At 32.8% G+C, this 16,074-nt stretch carries 15 protein-coding genes; 13 read left to right on the top strand and 2 right to left on the bottom strand.

Annotation, left to right across the window (positions count from 1 at the left end; translation table 11 throughout):
* Nucleotides 1-58: 58 nt before the first annotated feature.
* Nucleotides 59-1,309, bottom strand: coding sequence for a PucR family transcriptional regulator (locus C1I91_RS19450; RefSeq protein WP_164880594.1), 1,251 nt, complete (start codon nt 1,307-1,309; stop codon nt 59-61).
* A 120-nt stretch (nt 1,310-1,429) separates the two neighbouring features.
* Here C1I91_RS19450 and C1I91_RS19445 point away from each other — a divergent pair, with 120 nt between their 5' ends.
* From C1I91_RS19445 to C1I91_RS19410, 8 genes are all read left to right on the top strand, one after another.
* Nucleotides 1,430-3,367 (top strand): NAD(P)/FAD-dependent oxidoreductase, encoded by a 1,938-nt coding sequence (locus tag C1I91_RS19445; RefSeq protein WP_128214366.1) that lies wholly within the window; start codon nt 1,430-1,432, stop codon nt 3,365-3,367.
* 702 nt (nt 3,368-4,069) lie between these two features.
* On the top strand, nt 4,070-4,858 hold the full coding sequence (locus C1I91_RS19440) for an acetoacetate decarboxylase family protein (RefSeq protein ID WP_164880593.1): 789 nt from the start codon (nt 4,070-4,072) through the stop codon (nt 4,856-4,858).
* A 27-nt stretch (nt 4,859-4,885) separates the two neighbouring features.
* The gene (locus tag C1I91_RS19435) at nt 4,886-5,656 is read left to right on the top strand and encodes an SDR family NAD(P)-dependent oxidoreductase (protein ID WP_128214364.1); all 771 of its coding nucleotides are present in this window, start codon (nt 4,886-4,888) and stop codon (nt 5,654-5,656) included.
* 730 nt (nt 5,657-6,386) lie between these two features.
* Entirely contained in the window at nt 6,387-6,812 is a 426-nt protein-coding gene (locus C1I91_RS19430; RefSeq protein ID WP_128214363.1) for an SRPBCC family protein, read from the top strand.
* 198 nt (nt 6,813-7,010) lie between these two features.
* Nucleotides 7,011-7,907, top strand: a complete 897-nt coding sequence (locus tag C1I91_RS19425; RefSeq protein ID WP_128214362.1) for a VOC family protein — start codon at nt 7,011-7,013, stop codon at nt 7,905-7,907.
* 467 nt (nt 7,908-8,374) lie between these two features.
* The gene (locus C1I91_RS19420) at nt 8,375-8,737 is read left to right on the top strand and encodes an iron chaperone (RefSeq protein WP_128214361.1); all 363 of its coding nucleotides are present in this window, start codon (nt 8,375-8,377) and stop codon (nt 8,735-8,737) included.
* Between the two features lie 36 nt (nt 8,738-8,773).
* The gene (locus tag C1I91_RS19415; protein ID WP_205694237.1) at nt 8,774-9,220 is read left to right on the top strand and encodes a GNAT family N-acetyltransferase; all 447 of its coding nucleotides are present in this window, start codon (nt 8,774-8,776) and stop codon (nt 9,218-9,220) included.
* Between the two features lie 847 nt (nt 9,221-10,067).
* A complete protein-coding gene (locus C1I91_RS19410; protein ID WP_128214360.1) occupies nt 10,068-10,325 on the top strand; it encodes a YkuS family protein in 258 nt (85 codons plus the stop codon).
* 109 nt (nt 10,326-10,434) lie between these two features.
* On the opposite strand, the gene C1I91_RS19405 is transcribed toward C1I91_RS19410, so the two are convergent.
* Nucleotides 10,435-10,782: a hypothetical protein gene (locus tag C1I91_RS19405; RefSeq protein ID WP_128214359.1), complete on the bottom strand. Its 348-nt coding sequence runs from the start codon at nt 10,780-10,782 to the stop codon at nt 10,435-10,437.
* Between the two features lie 568 nt (nt 10,783-11,350).
* On the opposite strand from C1I91_RS19405, the gene nifH reads away from it, so the two are divergent.
* The 5 genes from nifH (at nt 11,351) to nifK (ending at nt 15,997) form a co-directional block, all read left to right on the top strand.
* Nucleotides 11,351-12,172: a nitrogenase iron protein gene (nifH, locus tag C1I91_RS19400; protein ID WP_128214358.1), complete on the top strand. Its 822-nt coding sequence runs from the start codon at nt 11,351-11,353 to the stop codon at nt 12,170-12,172.
* Nucleotides 12,173-12,280: 108 nt separating this feature from the next.
* On the top strand, nt 12,281-12,607 hold the full coding sequence (locus C1I91_RS19395) for a P-II family nitrogen regulator (protein WP_128214357.1): 327 nt from the start codon (nt 12,281-12,283) through the stop codon (nt 12,605-12,607).
* 13 nt (nt 12,608-12,620) lie between these two features.
* Nucleotides 12,621-13,004 carry a P-II family nitrogen regulator gene (locus tag C1I91_RS19390; RefSeq protein WP_128214356.1) on the top strand — a complete coding sequence of 128 codons (384 nt, stop codon included), beginning with the start codon at nt 12,621-12,623 and terminating at the stop codon, nt 13,002-13,004.
* A 33-nt stretch (nt 13,005-13,037) separates the two neighbouring features.
* Nucleotides 13,038-14,636, top strand: a complete 1,599-nt coding sequence (nifD, locus tag C1I91_RS19385) for a nitrogenase molybdenum-iron protein alpha chain (RefSeq protein ID WP_128214355.1) — start codon at nt 13,038-13,040, stop codon at nt 14,634-14,636.
* A complete protein-coding gene (gene nifK / locus C1I91_RS19380) occupies nt 14,636-15,997 on the top strand; it encodes a nitrogenase molybdenum-iron protein subunit beta (RefSeq protein ID WP_128214354.1) in 1,362 nt (453 codons plus the stop codon). Before nifD ends, nifK begins: the two co-directional genes overlap by 1 nt.
* Nucleotides 15,998-16,074: the final 77 nt, after the last annotated feature.

Raw genomic sequence — 16,074 nt, 5'->3', positions numbered from 1 at the left:
CTATATTCTTTAGAAAATTATGTTTTAGATAAAGATATGGATAGGTATGAGTGAATTTCTAATCAGAGCCACTTAAAGTCTTCTGGGGATAATCATAGTATTTCATAACCCTATAGGAGATAAATATATTAGATATTTCCTCAATTTTCGAAAAATCTATGTGGGTCAAGGCTACAATCTTCTTTATTTTATATCTTACTGTGTTGCGATGGATGTATAGATCTTTAGCAGTATTTTGTATATTACCATCATTTAGAATATAGCTATATAAGGTACTATATAAATCAGAACTATGGTTTTTATCATATTCTAATAAGGTAATAAGGGCAGGATGACAATATTCTAAGGGGTTCTTAACCATGTCGTGACTAGGGAGCAGGGTGTAATACTGGATGTCATGATAGTAGATAATATTTCTTTCAGGGTTGATCATACGACCTATACTTAAGGCTGTATGAGCCTGAAGATAATGTTTTCTACACTGAAGGACATCAGTAAAATCTTTGCTGATACCTAGAAAAATATTGTCTATTACCAAGTATTTATTAATGCTACTGGTTATATTTTCAATATTTTTTTTATCAGCTATGGCAATAATAGCATTATTGTAGTAGACAGAGTTAAATATATTAAAATAATTTAATTTACTTTGTAGGTTATCTGAAAGCTCTGTACCATCGTAACTGGAGATATCAAATTCAAGAATACATAAATGCTTTGGGAGAGATATGCCAGCAATTTTCATATGCTCACTAAGCTCATTAATATCCTTATATTTTCTCTCCAGCAAGTCATAAATAAAACTTTCTCTAATTACTTCCTTAGAACTAGTGCAAATAGTCTTTTTATTTAATATAAGACTTATTATTTTCGAAACTATAGCTATTAGTTCATAATCAATATTTTTAATTTTAGATGTTGGACTTATTAATAAAATATTTCCAACATATCTATTATCAGCTTTTATTTTATGAATTAGCTTTTCGTTGTCACTTTCTGGACAGGGTACAACATAAGCACCATCTCTTTCTTTACCAAGTCGTACACTATGAAGACTGTTAACTTTGGCAATAAATTCGTAAGGGCAATAGCCTTTCTCTAAATATTCTATCCATATTTTATCATTAATCTGTACGCTTTTTGAATAAGCTAATACCTTATAGCTTAAATCGATTACTATTATAGGTCTTTCCATAAGTGAAGCTGAAAGATTTACTATGCTGTCCAAGCTTTTACCGGATATAAATGCCTGAAATAACTGGGAGGTTATATGGTCAATTAAAGAAGTTTCTTCTATGTTATATGTCATACAAATCACCTCAAGAAAATTATAGTGCATCAAGCACTAAGGGAGCAATTATTTTTGACATTAATGAATGTATTTTTTTACTAAATTAGTAATTATAATAAAAGTGGAGGTGGGAAAAATATGAAATATAATAATTTGTTTTCTAGAGGGAAGATAGGAAACCTAGAACTAAAAAATAGAATTGTCATGCCTGCTATGGGGACTTCTCTTGCATCAGCTACTGGAGAGGCTTCAGATGAAATTATAAGATACTATGAAGAAAGGGCAGAAGGGGGTTGCGGTCTTATAATAACAGAGATAGCAAGAATTGATGATGTTACTGGAATTGGAACACCATGCCAGTTATGTGTAAACGATTTGAAGTTTATACCTAGATTAGAAAAACTAGCTAGAGCTGTACATAGACATGATACAAAAATCTTTATACAGCTTCATCACCCAGGTAGAGAAAATCATGCAAGACTAATTGGGGGCAGGCAAATAGTAGGCCCAAGTGCAGTAATGTCCTCAGCTATTGGAGAAATGCCAAGAGAGCTTACCACTGAAGAGGTTGAGAATCTAGTAAAACAATTTGTATTTGGAGCATATGTAGCTAAGAGTTCAGGTATGGATGGTGTAGAGATTCATGGAGCTCACGGCTATCTAGTAGGCCAATTTCTTAGTCCATTATCCAACTTAAGAACTGACAAGTATGGAGGAAGCTTTGAAGGAAGATTAAGATTTTTGACAGAGATTGTTATTGGAATAAAGAATACCTGTGGTAAGCAGTTTCCAATCTCAGTTAGAATAGATGGCGATGAGTTTTTACCAGGAGGATTTGATTTAGAGCAAGCTGTAAGTACAGCTAAGTATTTAGAGTCATTAGGAGTTGATGCAATCAATGTTAGTGCAGGAACCTATGAAACCGTAAATACAATAATTGAGCCTATAGCTTATCCTCAAGGTTGGAAAAAACATTTATCAGCAGCAATTAAAAAAGCAGTTTCTATACCAGTAATAGCTTGCGATGTAATTAGAAAGCCAGATTTTGCTGAAGCCTTATTGGAAGAGGGAAACTTAGACTTTGTAGCAGTAGGAAGAGGACAGCTTGCAGATCCACAGTGGGGCCTGAAGGCTCAAAGTGGTAGAGAAAAAGATATAAGACCATGCATATCCTGCCTTTATTGTATTGAAAATGTTCTTGAATGTAAGGTTATAAAATGTGCAGTAAATGCAAGAACAGGAAGAGAGTCAGAGTTTACTGATTTCAATATTAATGGACAGGGAAGAGTTGTTGCTGTTTTAGGAGGTGGTCCTGCAGGAATGGAAGCTGCTAGAGTGCTTGCCATTAGAGGCTTTAAGCCGGTTATCTTTGAAAAAGAAAATTATTTAGGAGGTAATGTAAGAGTTGGTTCTATGCCTCCATTAAAGGATAAATTGACATGGTTTTTAGAAAATCTAATCTATCAGCTAGAAGAACTTAAAGTAGAAGTGAGCCTAGGCTGGAATTTTGATATAGAAGAACTTAAAAAGTTAAATCCATACTCTGTTTTTGTTGCTACAGGAGGAAGTAATTTAGTTCCTAAGCTTCCTGGCATAGAAGATTCTAAGGTTTATTCTGTTGATCAGGTATTGTTAGGACAAACTTCATTAGAAGGAAAGAATGTTACAGTGATTGGGTCAGGAATGACAGGCTTAGAGACAGCAGAATATCTGGCAGATAAAAATAACAAAGTAACAGTTATAGAAATGCTAGAAAAAATTGGACCAGGTGCATATCTTCCCAACCTAATAGATGTTGTAACACGACTAAAAAAATATGGAGTTGAGCTTATTCCAGGTACTAAACTATTAGAAATCACTGAAAATGGAATCAAGGTTGAGGATATAAAAACAGCTACTGTTAGAGAGCTTAAGGCAGATGCAGTAGTACTTTCTGTAGGCGTGAAAAATGATCCTGGATTTGTAGATTCTATAAGAGAACAATTTGAAAATGTTAAGGTTGTTGGGGATGCAGCTAAAGTTGGTAGAATAGGTCAAGCAATACAAACTGGCTTTGAATATGCATATTATTTATAGAGCTTAGAGAGCTGTGTAATTGTATTCTAAATGCCTATGGGTATGTGTTAAATAAATGTGGGTGGCAACTTTATGATAGCCAATTTGCCTTAGTTAAAGCATAATAGTACATTTTATTATGTTAAAATCCATCAAATTTGGATTCTCTTAGTATCTTTTTGACCAAGCAGGTGGTTATAGAGTGAAATATAAAATATGAGTCTATGCTAATGTATTCAAAAATTGTGGGTAATGATTTTTTAACTAAAGTTGTACTGCTTTAACCCAATGTTATTTTACAAACACCTTTGGTTTCTGAGAGGAGAATTTGGAGATATAAACTTTGTTACGAGGTAGTAAATCTATATTATTCTGAACAGACATAATACTTCAATCCCTAGTCTCAGAATATAACTTTCATAAATCTACGAAGCTTTTTAAATAGATTTTAATGGATTTTAATAGATTTTAATAGGAACTAGTATGACTATCTGAGTCGTAAAATACTGAAGAGTTACCATACTTACTTAACTAAAAGTGATAACAACATTTTTTAAATACATTCAGATATACAGCTAAAACTTTAATACAACAGGGTAAGGCACAACCAAAATTATACAAATCATTTGCACAAGATAATTAAAACATCTGATGAATTACCGCTTAATTTAAACACAATACTTTAAAAGAGACAATATTGAAAATATGAAAGGGGAAAATTGTATGGGAAGTTTTGTTAAAAGCTTGGATCAACTAAAAGCTATGGGAGGAACACCAACTACCTTTTTTGACGCAGAGATGTTAACTGTATATTGGGAGACTAAACCTGAAATAATTGAACGAATATTACCTAAGCCTTTAAAACCAGGTCCTGTACCTCTTGTAAATGCTTTTATAGCAAATTATCCTAGAACAAGTTTTTGTCCACCCTATAAGGAAGCTGGTTTGTTTATATTAGCAGAGAATAATGGAGTACTTGGTAACTACTGTCTATCAATGCCTATAACTGACGGCCAGGCTATGGCAATGGGGCGTGAAATATGTGGATTGCCAAAGAAAATGGCTGATATAACAATGAAGGTTGAGAACGGAGTTTTTACTGGAGCCATTGCTAGAAATGGAATAGAATTTGTATCTTTAGAAGGCAATATTACAGGAAGTATGAATGAGGAAGATGGTAGAGAGGTAATAGAAAAATATATTGGCACAGGAATACCAATGTACAATATAAAATATTCTAAGAATGTGGAAGGAAGTGGATTTGATTTACTACCTACGCTGGTAAGACAAAAACTAGACTATCACAACAAGATTGAAGGTTTCAGCGAATGTGATATCAAACTAGTAGATTCTCCTCATGATCCATGGGCTGAATTGCAGATCGTGCGAATGCTAGGGGGAATATATACCGTAGGTGATAATGTTTTGAGGCAAGGGGAAACCTTAGAAAAAATTAATCCAATGGAATTTGTTCCGTATTCATTCCTTAAATGGGACTGGTGGTTAAAGTAATTCTAATTTATGAAGGGGAGATGTAAAATGAAGAATTTATTTGATTTAACAGGAAAAGTTGCAATTGTCAGTGGAGCATCAAGTGGAATTGGTGTTCAATTTGCCAAGGTTCTAGCTTCCCAAGGAGCTAATTTAGTAATATTGGCTAGAAGATATGAAAAGTTAGTAGAGGTTGCTAAAGATATTGAAAGTGAATATGAAGTAAAGGTATTACCAATAAAATGTGATGTAACCGTTGAAAAAGAGGTTATAGCTGCAGTTGATAAAACTATTGAGGTCTTTGGAAAAATAGATATTTCGATGAATAATGCTGGAGTAGTTGATGCGGTTCCTGTCCATATGTTAGAAGAAGAAGCTTGGGACAAAGTAATAAATGCAGATGTTAAAAGTGTATTTTTGATGTCAAAGCATGTTTTAAAGCATATGCTTAATGCGAAGTACGGAAGAATAATAAATACTGCATCAATGCTTGGAGCAGGTGGATCAGCTAATATACCAACCCATTCTTATAATGCTGCTAAAGCCGCTGTAATAAATCTAACAAGAGGTATGGCTGCTTCTTATGCTAAGCATGGGATAACAGTTAATGCAATTGGACCAAGCTTATTTTATAGTGAGATGACTGCAAATACGCTTTTTAAAGAACCAATACTTTCATATTATAATAATACTTGCCCTATGGGTAGACCAGGAAATCCAGGAGAGTTGGATGGAGCAGTATTGTATTTTGCTTCTGATGCATCAAGCTATACCACCGGACAAACTTTATTCGTAGATGGAGGCTGGACTGCAGTTTAGCAACTAAGTATTTAAAATTATTACTTCTATAAATTTTATTACGAATTGGTAAGGTATAGGTATCTTTTACGGAAACTTAATTCATAAATGTTCTATAATCCAGGCTTCTGGGCATTATCGGCCATATATAGATTAATAGTTGAGTTAGGAACCCAATATAGGGAACCTTTATGAAAACTTAATTTATGCATGTCTGAAAATCGTAGGTTCTGAGTATTTTTGCAACATGCATAACTTAATAGTTGAAGTTGATTCACTATATAAGAACTTTAATAAAATTAATTTGATGGAGATTAATATCAAAGATAAAATTTGTGAATAAATATGTGTAGACTACTTAAATGTAGAAATGGTATAGAAAATAAAAAAGAGCAATTGAGTCGCCTGATAGGTTTCCTTCATATTAATTTAGAAAGCCAGATGCACAAAAAATTCATTAAATAAGATCACTCTAGCAAACTTTTATATTAAAATAGGAAATTCATAAAGTTAAAGCCTTCTCTAAAATTAAGAGAAGGCCTTTGCATGCTTTAAATTTTCCTATGGTTTCTGAGAGGAAAACTTGAAAATATAAATCTTAGTATGAAGTTGTAAATTTATAGAAATGTTACTTTCTTGAATACATTAGTCTTGTTATACTAAACATAATAAATGAGTAATTTTATTATTAAATATTATATAAAGCATTAGGTAATTATATATTATTTAAGTATAAGAAATGGAGGATAATATGGAAGAGAGAGAAGTTATAAATATAAAGGCTACAGTAGATGCACCAATAGAAAAGGTCTGGAAGTGCTGGACAGAACCAGAGCACATAAAGAAATGGAACAATGCATCAGAGGATTGGCACACTACAGTTGCTGAAAATGATTTAAAAGTAGGTGGAAAATTTCTTTCAAGAATGGAAGCTAAAGACGGAAGTATGGGCTTTGACTTTTGGGGAATATATGATGAAGTAGATAAGTATGAACTCATCTCTTACACTTTAGGAGACGAAAGAAAGGTTAAAGTTCAGTTTAAAGCTGAAGGAGAAAAAACAATAATAGACCAGTCCTTTGAAGCTGAAAGTGAAAATCCTATTGAAATGCAGAAAGCTGGTTGGCAGTCAATATTAAATAACTTTAAAAGTTATGCTGAAAAAGCAGATGTTTAAGAAGTTTACTTGATTGGAAAACTAAATTTAGATATGTGACACTTTTATATAATTACGTTCAGGTATGATATAAAAAGTATAAGTATATTTTAAGGCATAATCTAGTAAAGGTAGTAAAATAGGTTTATTTAATTAAAGTTGCAGTAGCATAGAAATAATGAATCACGCTAAAGAATCATATATATAGGAGGATGTACTATGGGAAAAATAGTACCTTATTTATGGTTTAATAATCAAGCAGAAGAAGCTGTTAAGTTATATACATCTATTTTTAACAATTCAAAAATATCCAATATAAGTTATTATGAAGATGCTGGTGAAGAGGTATCAGGTATGAAAAGCGGTTCTGTAATGTCGCTGGATTTTGAAATTGATGGACAAGAATTTATTGCCTTGAATGGTGGGCCTGTATTCTCTTTTACTCCAGCTATATCTTTTTTCATTAACTGTGGCACTAAAGAAGAGGTGGACTATCTTTGGCATAAGCTTTCTTATGGTGGTTCTGTTCTTATGGAGTTAGATGAGTATGCTTTTAGTAAGCGATTTGGCTGGCTGCAGGATAAGTTTGGAGTTAACTGGCAATTAAGTCTTGGAAGCGGAAATCAAAAAATAAATACTTTCTTTATGTTTACTGGGGATAATTACGGAAAAGCAGAAGAAGCCATGAAGTTTTACACATCTATATTTAAAAATTCTACTATAAGAGAGATACATAGATATGAAGAAGGTGATGAATCCTTAAAAGGAAAAGTTAACAGAGCAATTTTTTCTCTACAGGGTCAAGATTTTATGATTATAGACAGTAACTTTAATCATAATTTCAACTTTACTGAAGCTATATCACTATTTGTAAAATGTGAAGATCAAGCAGAAGTGGATGAATTGTGGGATAGACTTACTGAGGATGGAGAAGAGATTCAATGTGGATGGCTTAAGGATAAGTATGGCATATCATGGCAGATAGTTCCTACACTTTTAGGGCAATTGCTAGACAGTGATGATTCAGTGAGATCAAATAGAGTGCTAAAAGAAATGTTCAAAATGAAGAAAATTGAAATCGCTAAACTTCAACAAGCATATGACAATGAGGAATAATTGATATTCTGTTGCCATGATTTTGAAGAATGCTAGTAAAAACTATTTACTTTTCAGGGTATCTTTGTTGATTTATATATATTATCTGCAAGGGCTACATCTTTACCAGCAAAAAGTTTACTCAGCGGCAAAGTTCTATTTTTTATATGCTGAAAGACAGATTTTCAATTCAATTAATTATAGTATAGGGTTTGGGATAAATTAGGCTGCGAATTAAGTAAAAAATATATGGACTACCAGGTTATGCTCATATAAATTCGAAAAGGTATATGGGAAAAAGCTTACTGAAGAAGGTTGATATGCTCCCTTTATATAAGCAGTTTTATTATTTTAACTGTCTACTATAAATGAAGTATATCAGGTCACTTCAGTGATTTTTTTGAAATTTATGTTTCTAAAGTGTTTTTTACATAAAAAAATTTTGCATTATAGTATTACGTATAATTTGATGTTAGGAGAAGTTCTGAATGTATAATACAATTGATGAGTACATTATTCAATTTCCACTAGAAGTTCAAGAAACACTTAAGGATCTAAGGAATGTTATAAAACAGGCTGCACCAGACGCAGAAGAAAAAATAAGCTATAAGATGCCAGCATTTTCTTTGTACGGAAGCCTAGTATATTTTGCTGCATATAAAAATCATATTGGCTTTTATCCTACAGCTAGCGGAATAGAAGTGTTTAAAGATGAATTAGCTACATATAAAAGCTCAAAGGGAGCTGTACAGTTCACTTTAGGCAAGCCGTTACCTTATGAGCTTATAAGCAGAATAGTAAAGTATAGAGTGGCTGAAAATATAAGAAGAGCTGAAGAAAAGAAAAAATAACAGAAAGATATGATTTATATATAAGGGGGAAATAATGTGGAAGAAATAATAATTGCTGTTAGAGAATTGAAAGTAAGGGAAGAATTCCTACAAGCTTTTCCTGTAATGAAGCAACTTAGAAATGATTTAGATGAGGAAAAATACTTAAGCTTGCTTGAACATATGAAAAAAGAAGGTTACAAGATGTTTGCACTCTACTATGAAGATGCTATAGTAGCTGTTGCTGGTGTTATTACACTTACAAACCTATATTATGGGAAGCATGTATGGGTTAATGATTTAGTTACAGATTCAAAACAAAGATCTAAAAATTATGGACAAAGACTTCTAGATTTTATAAGCCAGTGGGCAAAAGAAAATGGTTGTGAAGTAGTGGCGCTATCATCAGGACTACAGAGAACTGAAGCCCATAAGTTTTACGAATATAAAATGGGGTTTGACAAGACAAGCTATGTTTTCAAGAAACAGATAAAGCAAAAATAAAAGCTTGTAGAAAAATTAATTGCAATTTTGGGAGTAGGGGATGAGATTAGCATTTTTCATACCTATAACTATGTACTAAAAAAATGTTGTTATAGGGTTTTTTATTGATTATAATCAAGCTGCAATTCTTATAGGAAAATTAATGTTTTGAGTTATTTGGTAATGATACATCTTTTAACTATTGGATTGAAGGCTTGGCTTAGCATTTGAAGTTTGCTGCTCAATGGTAGGTTAAAATTGCTATTTTTGATACTGTCCAATTAGCTTAATTCAGAACTAAAGGTATCAGCAACATTTTTTTAATACATTCATATAGACTAATAAAACTTGACAATCAAAAGTAGTATTTATAAAGATTTCAAAGATAAACTATCGCAAGGAAGTTAAAAACGTAACAATACATTATTGCAATTGAATTTGTTATTAGATTTATTAGGTGATGATTAAATAATGATGATTAATAAATGCGCTAAGAAAAATAATAACAACATTTTTTAAATACATTCCCATATAGAGTTAAAATATATTTATATATAGCTGTACAACTTCATATTAAAATTTATATTTTCCATTTCTTCACTCAGAAATCATAGCAGATTTGAAACTAAAATTCCCATTGGAGTGGTACAGCTTTATATATACTAGTCCAAAATAAAATTATAAATCAAAAAAGTACCGATAATAGTTAAAATGCTTGCTATTACATTTAGTAATTATATACATATCACACTTTACGCTAAATTTATTTAACTGGTTTTCACAAATTTTTAAATTCATTTTCAAACATGAATACATAACTTTAACGAAGGGAAAAATGAGTGAGAAAAATTAAAAAGAGGTGATACAAATGAAAAAAGTTGCTGTGGAAAAGGGTTTATCTATGGTTGCCGATTACTTAACTTCTCAAGGCTTTTCTGTGGAGCTGATAAGCGAAGAACTTGAAAGTAATGCTGCTAAGTTTAATGGATTTGATGCAATTGTTACAGCAGATTACAACACAAATGTTATGGGCTTCAGCGATACAGCTACAGAAATTCCAGTAATAAATGCAAGTGGACTAACAGCAGAAGAAGTTAAAAATATGATCGATGAACAAACTAAATAACTAATTAATTATACCTTAAGTATGAAAAAGTAAAATCCCCCTTATTATTTTAATAATCTAAGTTAATAAGGGGGATATATCTTTGCTGTAAAATAATATCTCATGAAATCTAAGATTTCATAAATTTTAAGTTAGTGCTATCAATAGAAGGATAAAAGGATATATTTCTCCCCGATATTTTGCCGTATGAAGGATAACTTGCAAAGCTATCCTTTATTTTTGTGCTGTACTTTAAGGATATACAGTTATCAGAAATAGAATATTCACCATCTGTGGATATAAAGTCTTTATTTAAAGTGTTATATAATTCAAAGCTGTTGTCTGTTTTTAAGATTAATAGAATATTGGAATTACTGGTACAATAATATCTGCCTGAATAGTCAGTAGGACTATTATAGAAAAACACTGATAATAAAATAACAATAGATATAAGTGATAATAATAGTTTTCTTTTCATACTAAAACCTCCTTAAAGTTTTAATTGCTTCTAAAGTCACGTCTATAAGATTGTGCCAAGAACATCTACTTTTAATAGTGGCATTACTTGTAAAACTTAATTGTGTATCTGAAACACTGATATTTGCTTGTTTGGAATAACCACCATGAATGATTGTCTAATTAGATTATAAACTACTTAAAGTTTAAGTTTAAATCTTTAGTAATACTACTATGTAAGTTATTGATAGCACTAAGGAGTATGGATTTAAATGAAACTCTAGATTCGTATATTATCTCAAATTTACTGTAAAATATGGACTTAAGCAAAATTATAGGGATAAAGGTTTCAAATTTTATAAAAAACGTTACTTTGCACTGTTAAAATTGTAAAATATGCATTAAAACTTAAATTAACGCATTGATAAAATGTAAAAGATATAATTAGATATTTGTTTACGATTTCAAATAATAATTAGATAATTATCAATAAAATTGTTAAAAAAATATTGAAGTAGTATTTAACGCGTGTTATATTGTTATTAAATTACAGCAATGTAATTTAAACGAATATTTAGGAGGTATTAATAATGAGACAAGTGGCTATTTATGGGAAAGGTGGAATAGGTAAATCTACAACTACTCAAAACTTAACTGCAGGTCTAGCTACAATGGGGAAACAAATAATGGTGGTTGGCTGTGATCCAAAGGCTGACTCAACTAGACTTTTACTTGGAGGATTAGCTCAAAAATCTGTTCTAGACACATTAAGAGAAGAAGGGGAAGATGTAGATCTAGACGATATACTTAAAGAAGGTTTTGCTGGAATAAGATGTGTTGAATCTGGTGGGCCTGAACCAGGGGTAGGTTGTGCTGGTAGAGGTATAATCACATCAATAAATATGCTTGAAAGCTTAGGGGCATATACTGAAGATTTAGATTATGTATTTTACGATGTATTAGGAGACGTTGTTTGTGGTGGTTTTGCTATGCCAATTCGTGAAGGTAAGGCACAGGAAATCTATATTGTTGCCAGTGGGGAAATGATGGCTTTATATGCTGCTAACAATATTGCCAAAGGTATTCAAAAATATGCATTATCTGGTGGTGTTAGATTAGGCGGAATAATATGCAATAGCAGAAAGGTTGATAGAGAACTTGATTTGTTGCAAGCCTTTGCAAAGGAATTAGGCAGTCAGCTTATACATTTTGTACCACGTGATAATATGGTTCAAAGAGCAGAGATACACAAGCAAACTGTAATACAATATGAGCCAGAAGCAGAGCAAGCTGATGAATACAGAGCTTTGGCTAAGGCTATTGATGGAAATAAAATGTTTGTTATACCAAAGCCTATGACCCAAGATAGATTGGAAGAGATATTGATGGAATATGGTCTTATGGACATATAAAAGCACTATTCATTCTGCCAAATGAATAGTGCAGCAGGATAAAAAAATCCTGCTTGAATAAGTATTCGAGAATAATTATAGCATCGAGAATGGAGGATGTAAACATTTATGGTAATGATTAAGGCAATTATAAGACCAGAAAGGGTTACTACAGTTTTAAGTGAGCTTTGTGATGCTGGTTTCCCAGCAGTTACTAAGTTTGATGTAGTAGGAAGAGGTAAGCAAAGAGGAGTTAAGGTTGGAGATATATATTATGATGAGATACCTAAAGAAATGCTTATGTTAGTTGTAAAAGATGAAGATAAGGATGATGTTATAAAGGTTATAATGAGAAACTCCAAAACTGGAACAAAGGGTGCTTACGGAGACGGAAAAATATTCGTAATGCCTGTAGAAGAGACTTACACAATAAGCTCCAATTCAAAAGAATTGTAAGAGGAGGGCTAATGTGAGGGAAGTAGTTGCGATAATAAGAATGAATATGGTCAATAAGACAAAGGAAGCTCTTTTAAAAGAAGGAATTGCTGCTGTTACCTGTAGAAAGGTTGTAGGACGAGGAAGAAAAAAAGTGGACTTTTCTATAATAGGCGGCATAATAGATGATGGTTCTATTGAAAGCAGTAATGTTGGGGAAAATATATCTGAGATCCATAGATTGATTCCTAAGAGAATGCTAGAGCTCTTTGTAAAGGATGAGGATGTAGAAAAAGTTATAAATACCATTATGGAGATTAATAGCCATGGAAATCCTGGAGATGGAAAGATATTCGTGATGAATGTTTTTGAAGCTGTAAGGATAAGGACTGGCGAAATTGGGACAGACGCAATATAAGACATCTTGAAAATTAATAAAGAGGTGAATAGCATGAAGAATGTAGTTGATAAGGTTCTAGAAAAATATCCTGCAAAAACCTATAAAAATAGAAAGCAACATATTGTAATTAAAACAGATGAATCACCTAATCCAGTAATTCAAGCTAATGTTAGAACTGTTCCTGGAGTAATAACAAGTAGAGGTTGCTGTTATGCAGGTTGTAAAGGTGTTGTTATGGGACCAATTAAAGATATGATTCATATAACTCATGGTCCTATAGGCTGTTCTTACTATACTTGGAATGTTAGAAGAAACAAGGCTAAGGGAGAAGAAGGCGAACAAAACTTTATAGGTTATGTATTTTCAACAGATATGCAGGAAAGTGATATTGTTTTTGGTGGTGTAAACAAATTAAGAGCAGCAATAAAAGAAGCAGTAGAAATATTTCATCCTAAAGCAATAGGAATTTATGCAACTTGTCCAGTAGGACTTATAGGAGACGATATAAATGCTGTGGCTGCTGAGGCGCAGAAAAAATATGGCATAGATGTTCTGGCTTTTAACTGTGAAGGTTATAAGGGAGTATCCCAATCAGCTGGTCACCATATAGCTAACAATATAGTTATGGAAAGAATCATAGGTCGTGGAACTAGACCCAAAAAGAAGTATTCTGTAGCAGTACTTGGTGAATACAACATAGGTGGAGATGCATGGGAAATTGACAGAATACTCAGTAAAATAGGCTATGAGGTGGTTGCAACTCTAAGTGGTGATGCAAGTTATGAAAAAGTTCAAAATGCTCACTTAGCAGAGGTAAATCTAGTACAGTGTCATAGGTCTATCAATTATATAGCAGAGATGATGGAAACAAAGTATGGTACTCCATGGATTAAGGCTAATTTTATAGGGGTTTCCGGTACTATAAAAACCTTAAGAAACCTAGCTAAATGTTTTGATGATCCTTATATTTATGAAAGAACAGAGCAGGTAATTGCAGAAGAATTAGATGAAATAGATGGTGAAATGACTTACTACAAGGATAAGCTTAAGGGAAAAACAGCATGTCTATACGTAGGAGGCTCAAGAGCTCATCACTACCAAACCTTGTTAAAGGATATAGGAGTGAGAACAATTCTTGCTGGTTATGAGTTTGGTCATCGCGATGACTATGAAGGTAGAGAGGTTATACCTACCATAAAAACGGATGCAGATAGTAAGAACATTCCAGAGATAACTGTATATAAGGATGAAAATAACTATCGCGTAATAATACCTAAGGAAAAGTATGAGGAGCTAAAGAAGCAAGGAGTACCTTTGTCTTACTATGGTGGTATGGTTAAGGATATGGAAGATGGAACCCTTATGGTAGATGATCTAAATCATCATGAAACTGATGAGTTTATAAAGCTTCTAAATCCAGATATGTTCTTATCTGGTGTAAAGGAAAAGTATGCAATTCAGAAGATGGGAGTTTTATCAAGACAGCTCCATTCTTATGATTATACTGGCCCATACGCAGGATTTAAAGGCGCAGTGGTATTTGCCAGAGAACTAGCAGCAGGGGTATATACTCCAGCGTGGAAGTATGTAACTCCACCATGGAAGGTTGAACCAATGCTTGATGGAATAGTAGTAGGAGGTGAAGTGTAATGTTAGAAGCAACACCAAAGGAAATTGCGGAAAGAAAATCGTTAAGAATTAATCCAGCTAAGACTTGTCAGCCAATAGGTGCAATGTATGCAGCACTTGGTATTCACAATTGTCTTCCTCACAGCCATGGTTCACAAGGCTGCTGCTCTTTTCACAGAATGCAGCTTGCAAGAACTTTTAAAGAACCAATTATGGCATCAACTAGCTCTTTTACAGAAGGTGCCAGTGTTTTTGGAGGAGGAGCTAATCTAAAAACCGCAATAAAGAATGTTTTTGCTTTATATAATCCAGATATCATAGCAGTTCATACTACTTGCTTATCTGAGACCATAGGCGATGACCTTCCAACCTATATATCACAAGCAGAAATACCAGAAGGAAAGTGGGTTATTCATGCTAATACTCCAAGTTATGTAGGTTCTCATGTTACTGGTTTTGCAAACATGGTTAAAGGTATGGTTAACTACCTTTCAAAAAAATCAGATAAACCAAATGGTAAGGTTAATATAATTCCAGGATATGTAGGGCCAGCAGATATGAAGGAAGTAAAAAGAATTTTTGATCTTATTGGAATCAAAAACATTCTTTTTCCAGATACCAGTGGAGTGGTAGATACTCCAACTACAGGTAAGTACAACATGTTTCCTAAAGGAGGAGCAAAGATAGAAGACATTATAGATTCAGGCAATTCAAAGCTTACCATAGCTCTTGGAAGCTATTCTTCAGTACCTGGAGCAAAGGTACTAGAGAAAAAATGCAATATTCCTTTTAAGACTTTAAGTGTGCCAATTGGTATTGATGCAACAGATGAACTAATGATGACTTTAGCAAAAGAATTAGGTGTTGAAATACCAGAGATTCTTGAAGAAGAAAGAGGACAATTAGTTGATTTAATGCTGGATAGTTACCAATATTTCCATGGAAAGAAAGTGGCTATCTTTGGAGATCCTGACATAGTTATACCTCTAACTCAATTTGTTATTTCCTTAGGTATGATACCTAAATATGTAATTACAGGAACACCAGGAGAAGAATTTGAACTTGTAATTAAGGATATGATGCAAAAAGCAGGCGTAGAAGGAAAAGTTAAAGCTGCAAGTGATTTGTTTGAGCTTCAACAATGGATAAAAAATGAGCCTGTGGATGTACTAATAGGAAATACACATGGTAAACATATTGCAAGAGCAGAAAATATAGCTTTTGTAAGGTTCGGCTTCCCTATTATGGACAGGTATGGTTATCACTACTGGCCAGTAGTAGGCTACAAAGGTGGAATAAGACTGGTGGAAATGATATGTAATGCTATCTTAGACAAGATGGATACGGATTGTTCAGATGAGGAGTTTGAACTAGTAAGATAGTTATTGTTTATTCAGGAGACCTTTATTTTAAGAAGATATAAAAGGGCTCCTGAATAATTTTAAATTGAGATCGGAGG

Source organism: Clostridium manihotivorum, from assembly GCF_004015185.1.
In the GTDB taxonomy this organism is placed as follows: Bacteria; Bacillota; Clostridia; order Clostridiales; family Clostridiaceae; genus Clostridium_AR; species Clostridium_AR manihotivorum.
Note: the sequence above shows the minus strand (reverse complement) of the source record. Positions and strands in the feature narration are given on the sequence as shown.

Excerpts from the sequence above, each read along its gene's own strand:
- C1I91_RS19450 (WP_164880594.1), bottom strand. The coding sequence starts at position 1,309 with ATGACATATAACATAGAAGAAACTTCTTTAATTGACCATATAACCTCC.
- C1I91_RS19445 (WP_128214366.1), top strand. The coding sequence starts at position 1,430 with ATGAAATATAATAATTTGTTTTCTAGAGGGAAGATAGGAAACCTAGAA.
- C1I91_RS19440 (WP_164880593.1), top strand. The coding sequence starts at position 4,070 with ATGGGAAGTTTTGTTAAAAGCTTGGATCAACTAAAAGCTATGGGAGGA.
- C1I91_RS19435 (WP_128214364.1), top strand. The coding sequence starts at position 4,886 with ATGAAGAATTTATTTGATTTAACAGGAAAAGTTGCAATTGTCAGTGGA.
- C1I91_RS19430 (WP_128214363.1), top strand. The coding sequence starts at position 6,387 with ATGGAAGAGAGAGAAGTTATAAATATAAAGGCTACAGTAGATGCACCA.
- C1I91_RS19425 (WP_128214362.1), top strand. The coding sequence starts at position 7,011 with ATGGGAAAAATAGTACCTTATTTATGGTTTAATAATCAAGCAGAAGAA.
- C1I91_RS19420 (WP_128214361.1), top strand. The coding sequence starts at position 8,375 with ATGTATAATACAATTGATGAGTACATTATTCAATTTCCACTAGAAGTT.
- C1I91_RS19410 (WP_128214360.1), top strand. The coding sequence starts at position 10,068 with ATGAAAAAAGTTGCTGTGGAAAAGGGTTTATCTATGGTTGCCGATTAC.
- C1I91_RS19405 (WP_128214359.1), bottom strand. The coding sequence starts at position 10,782 with ATGAAAAGAAAACTATTATTATCACTTATATCTATTGTTATTTTATTA.
- nifH (WP_128214358.1), top strand. The coding sequence starts at position 11,351 with ATGAGACAAGTGGCTATTTATGGGAAAGGTGGAATAGGTAAATCTACA.
- C1I91_RS19395 (WP_128214357.1), top strand. The coding sequence starts at position 12,281 with ATGGTAATGATTAAGGCAATTATAAGACCAGAAAGGGTTACTACAGTT.
- nifD (WP_128214355.1), top strand. The coding sequence starts at position 13,038 with ATGAAGAATGTAGTTGATAAGGTTCTAGAAAAATATCCTGCAAAAACC.
- nifK (WP_128214354.1), top strand. The coding sequence starts at position 14,636 with ATGTTAGAAGCAACACCAAAGGAAATTGCGGAAAGAAAATCGTTAAGA.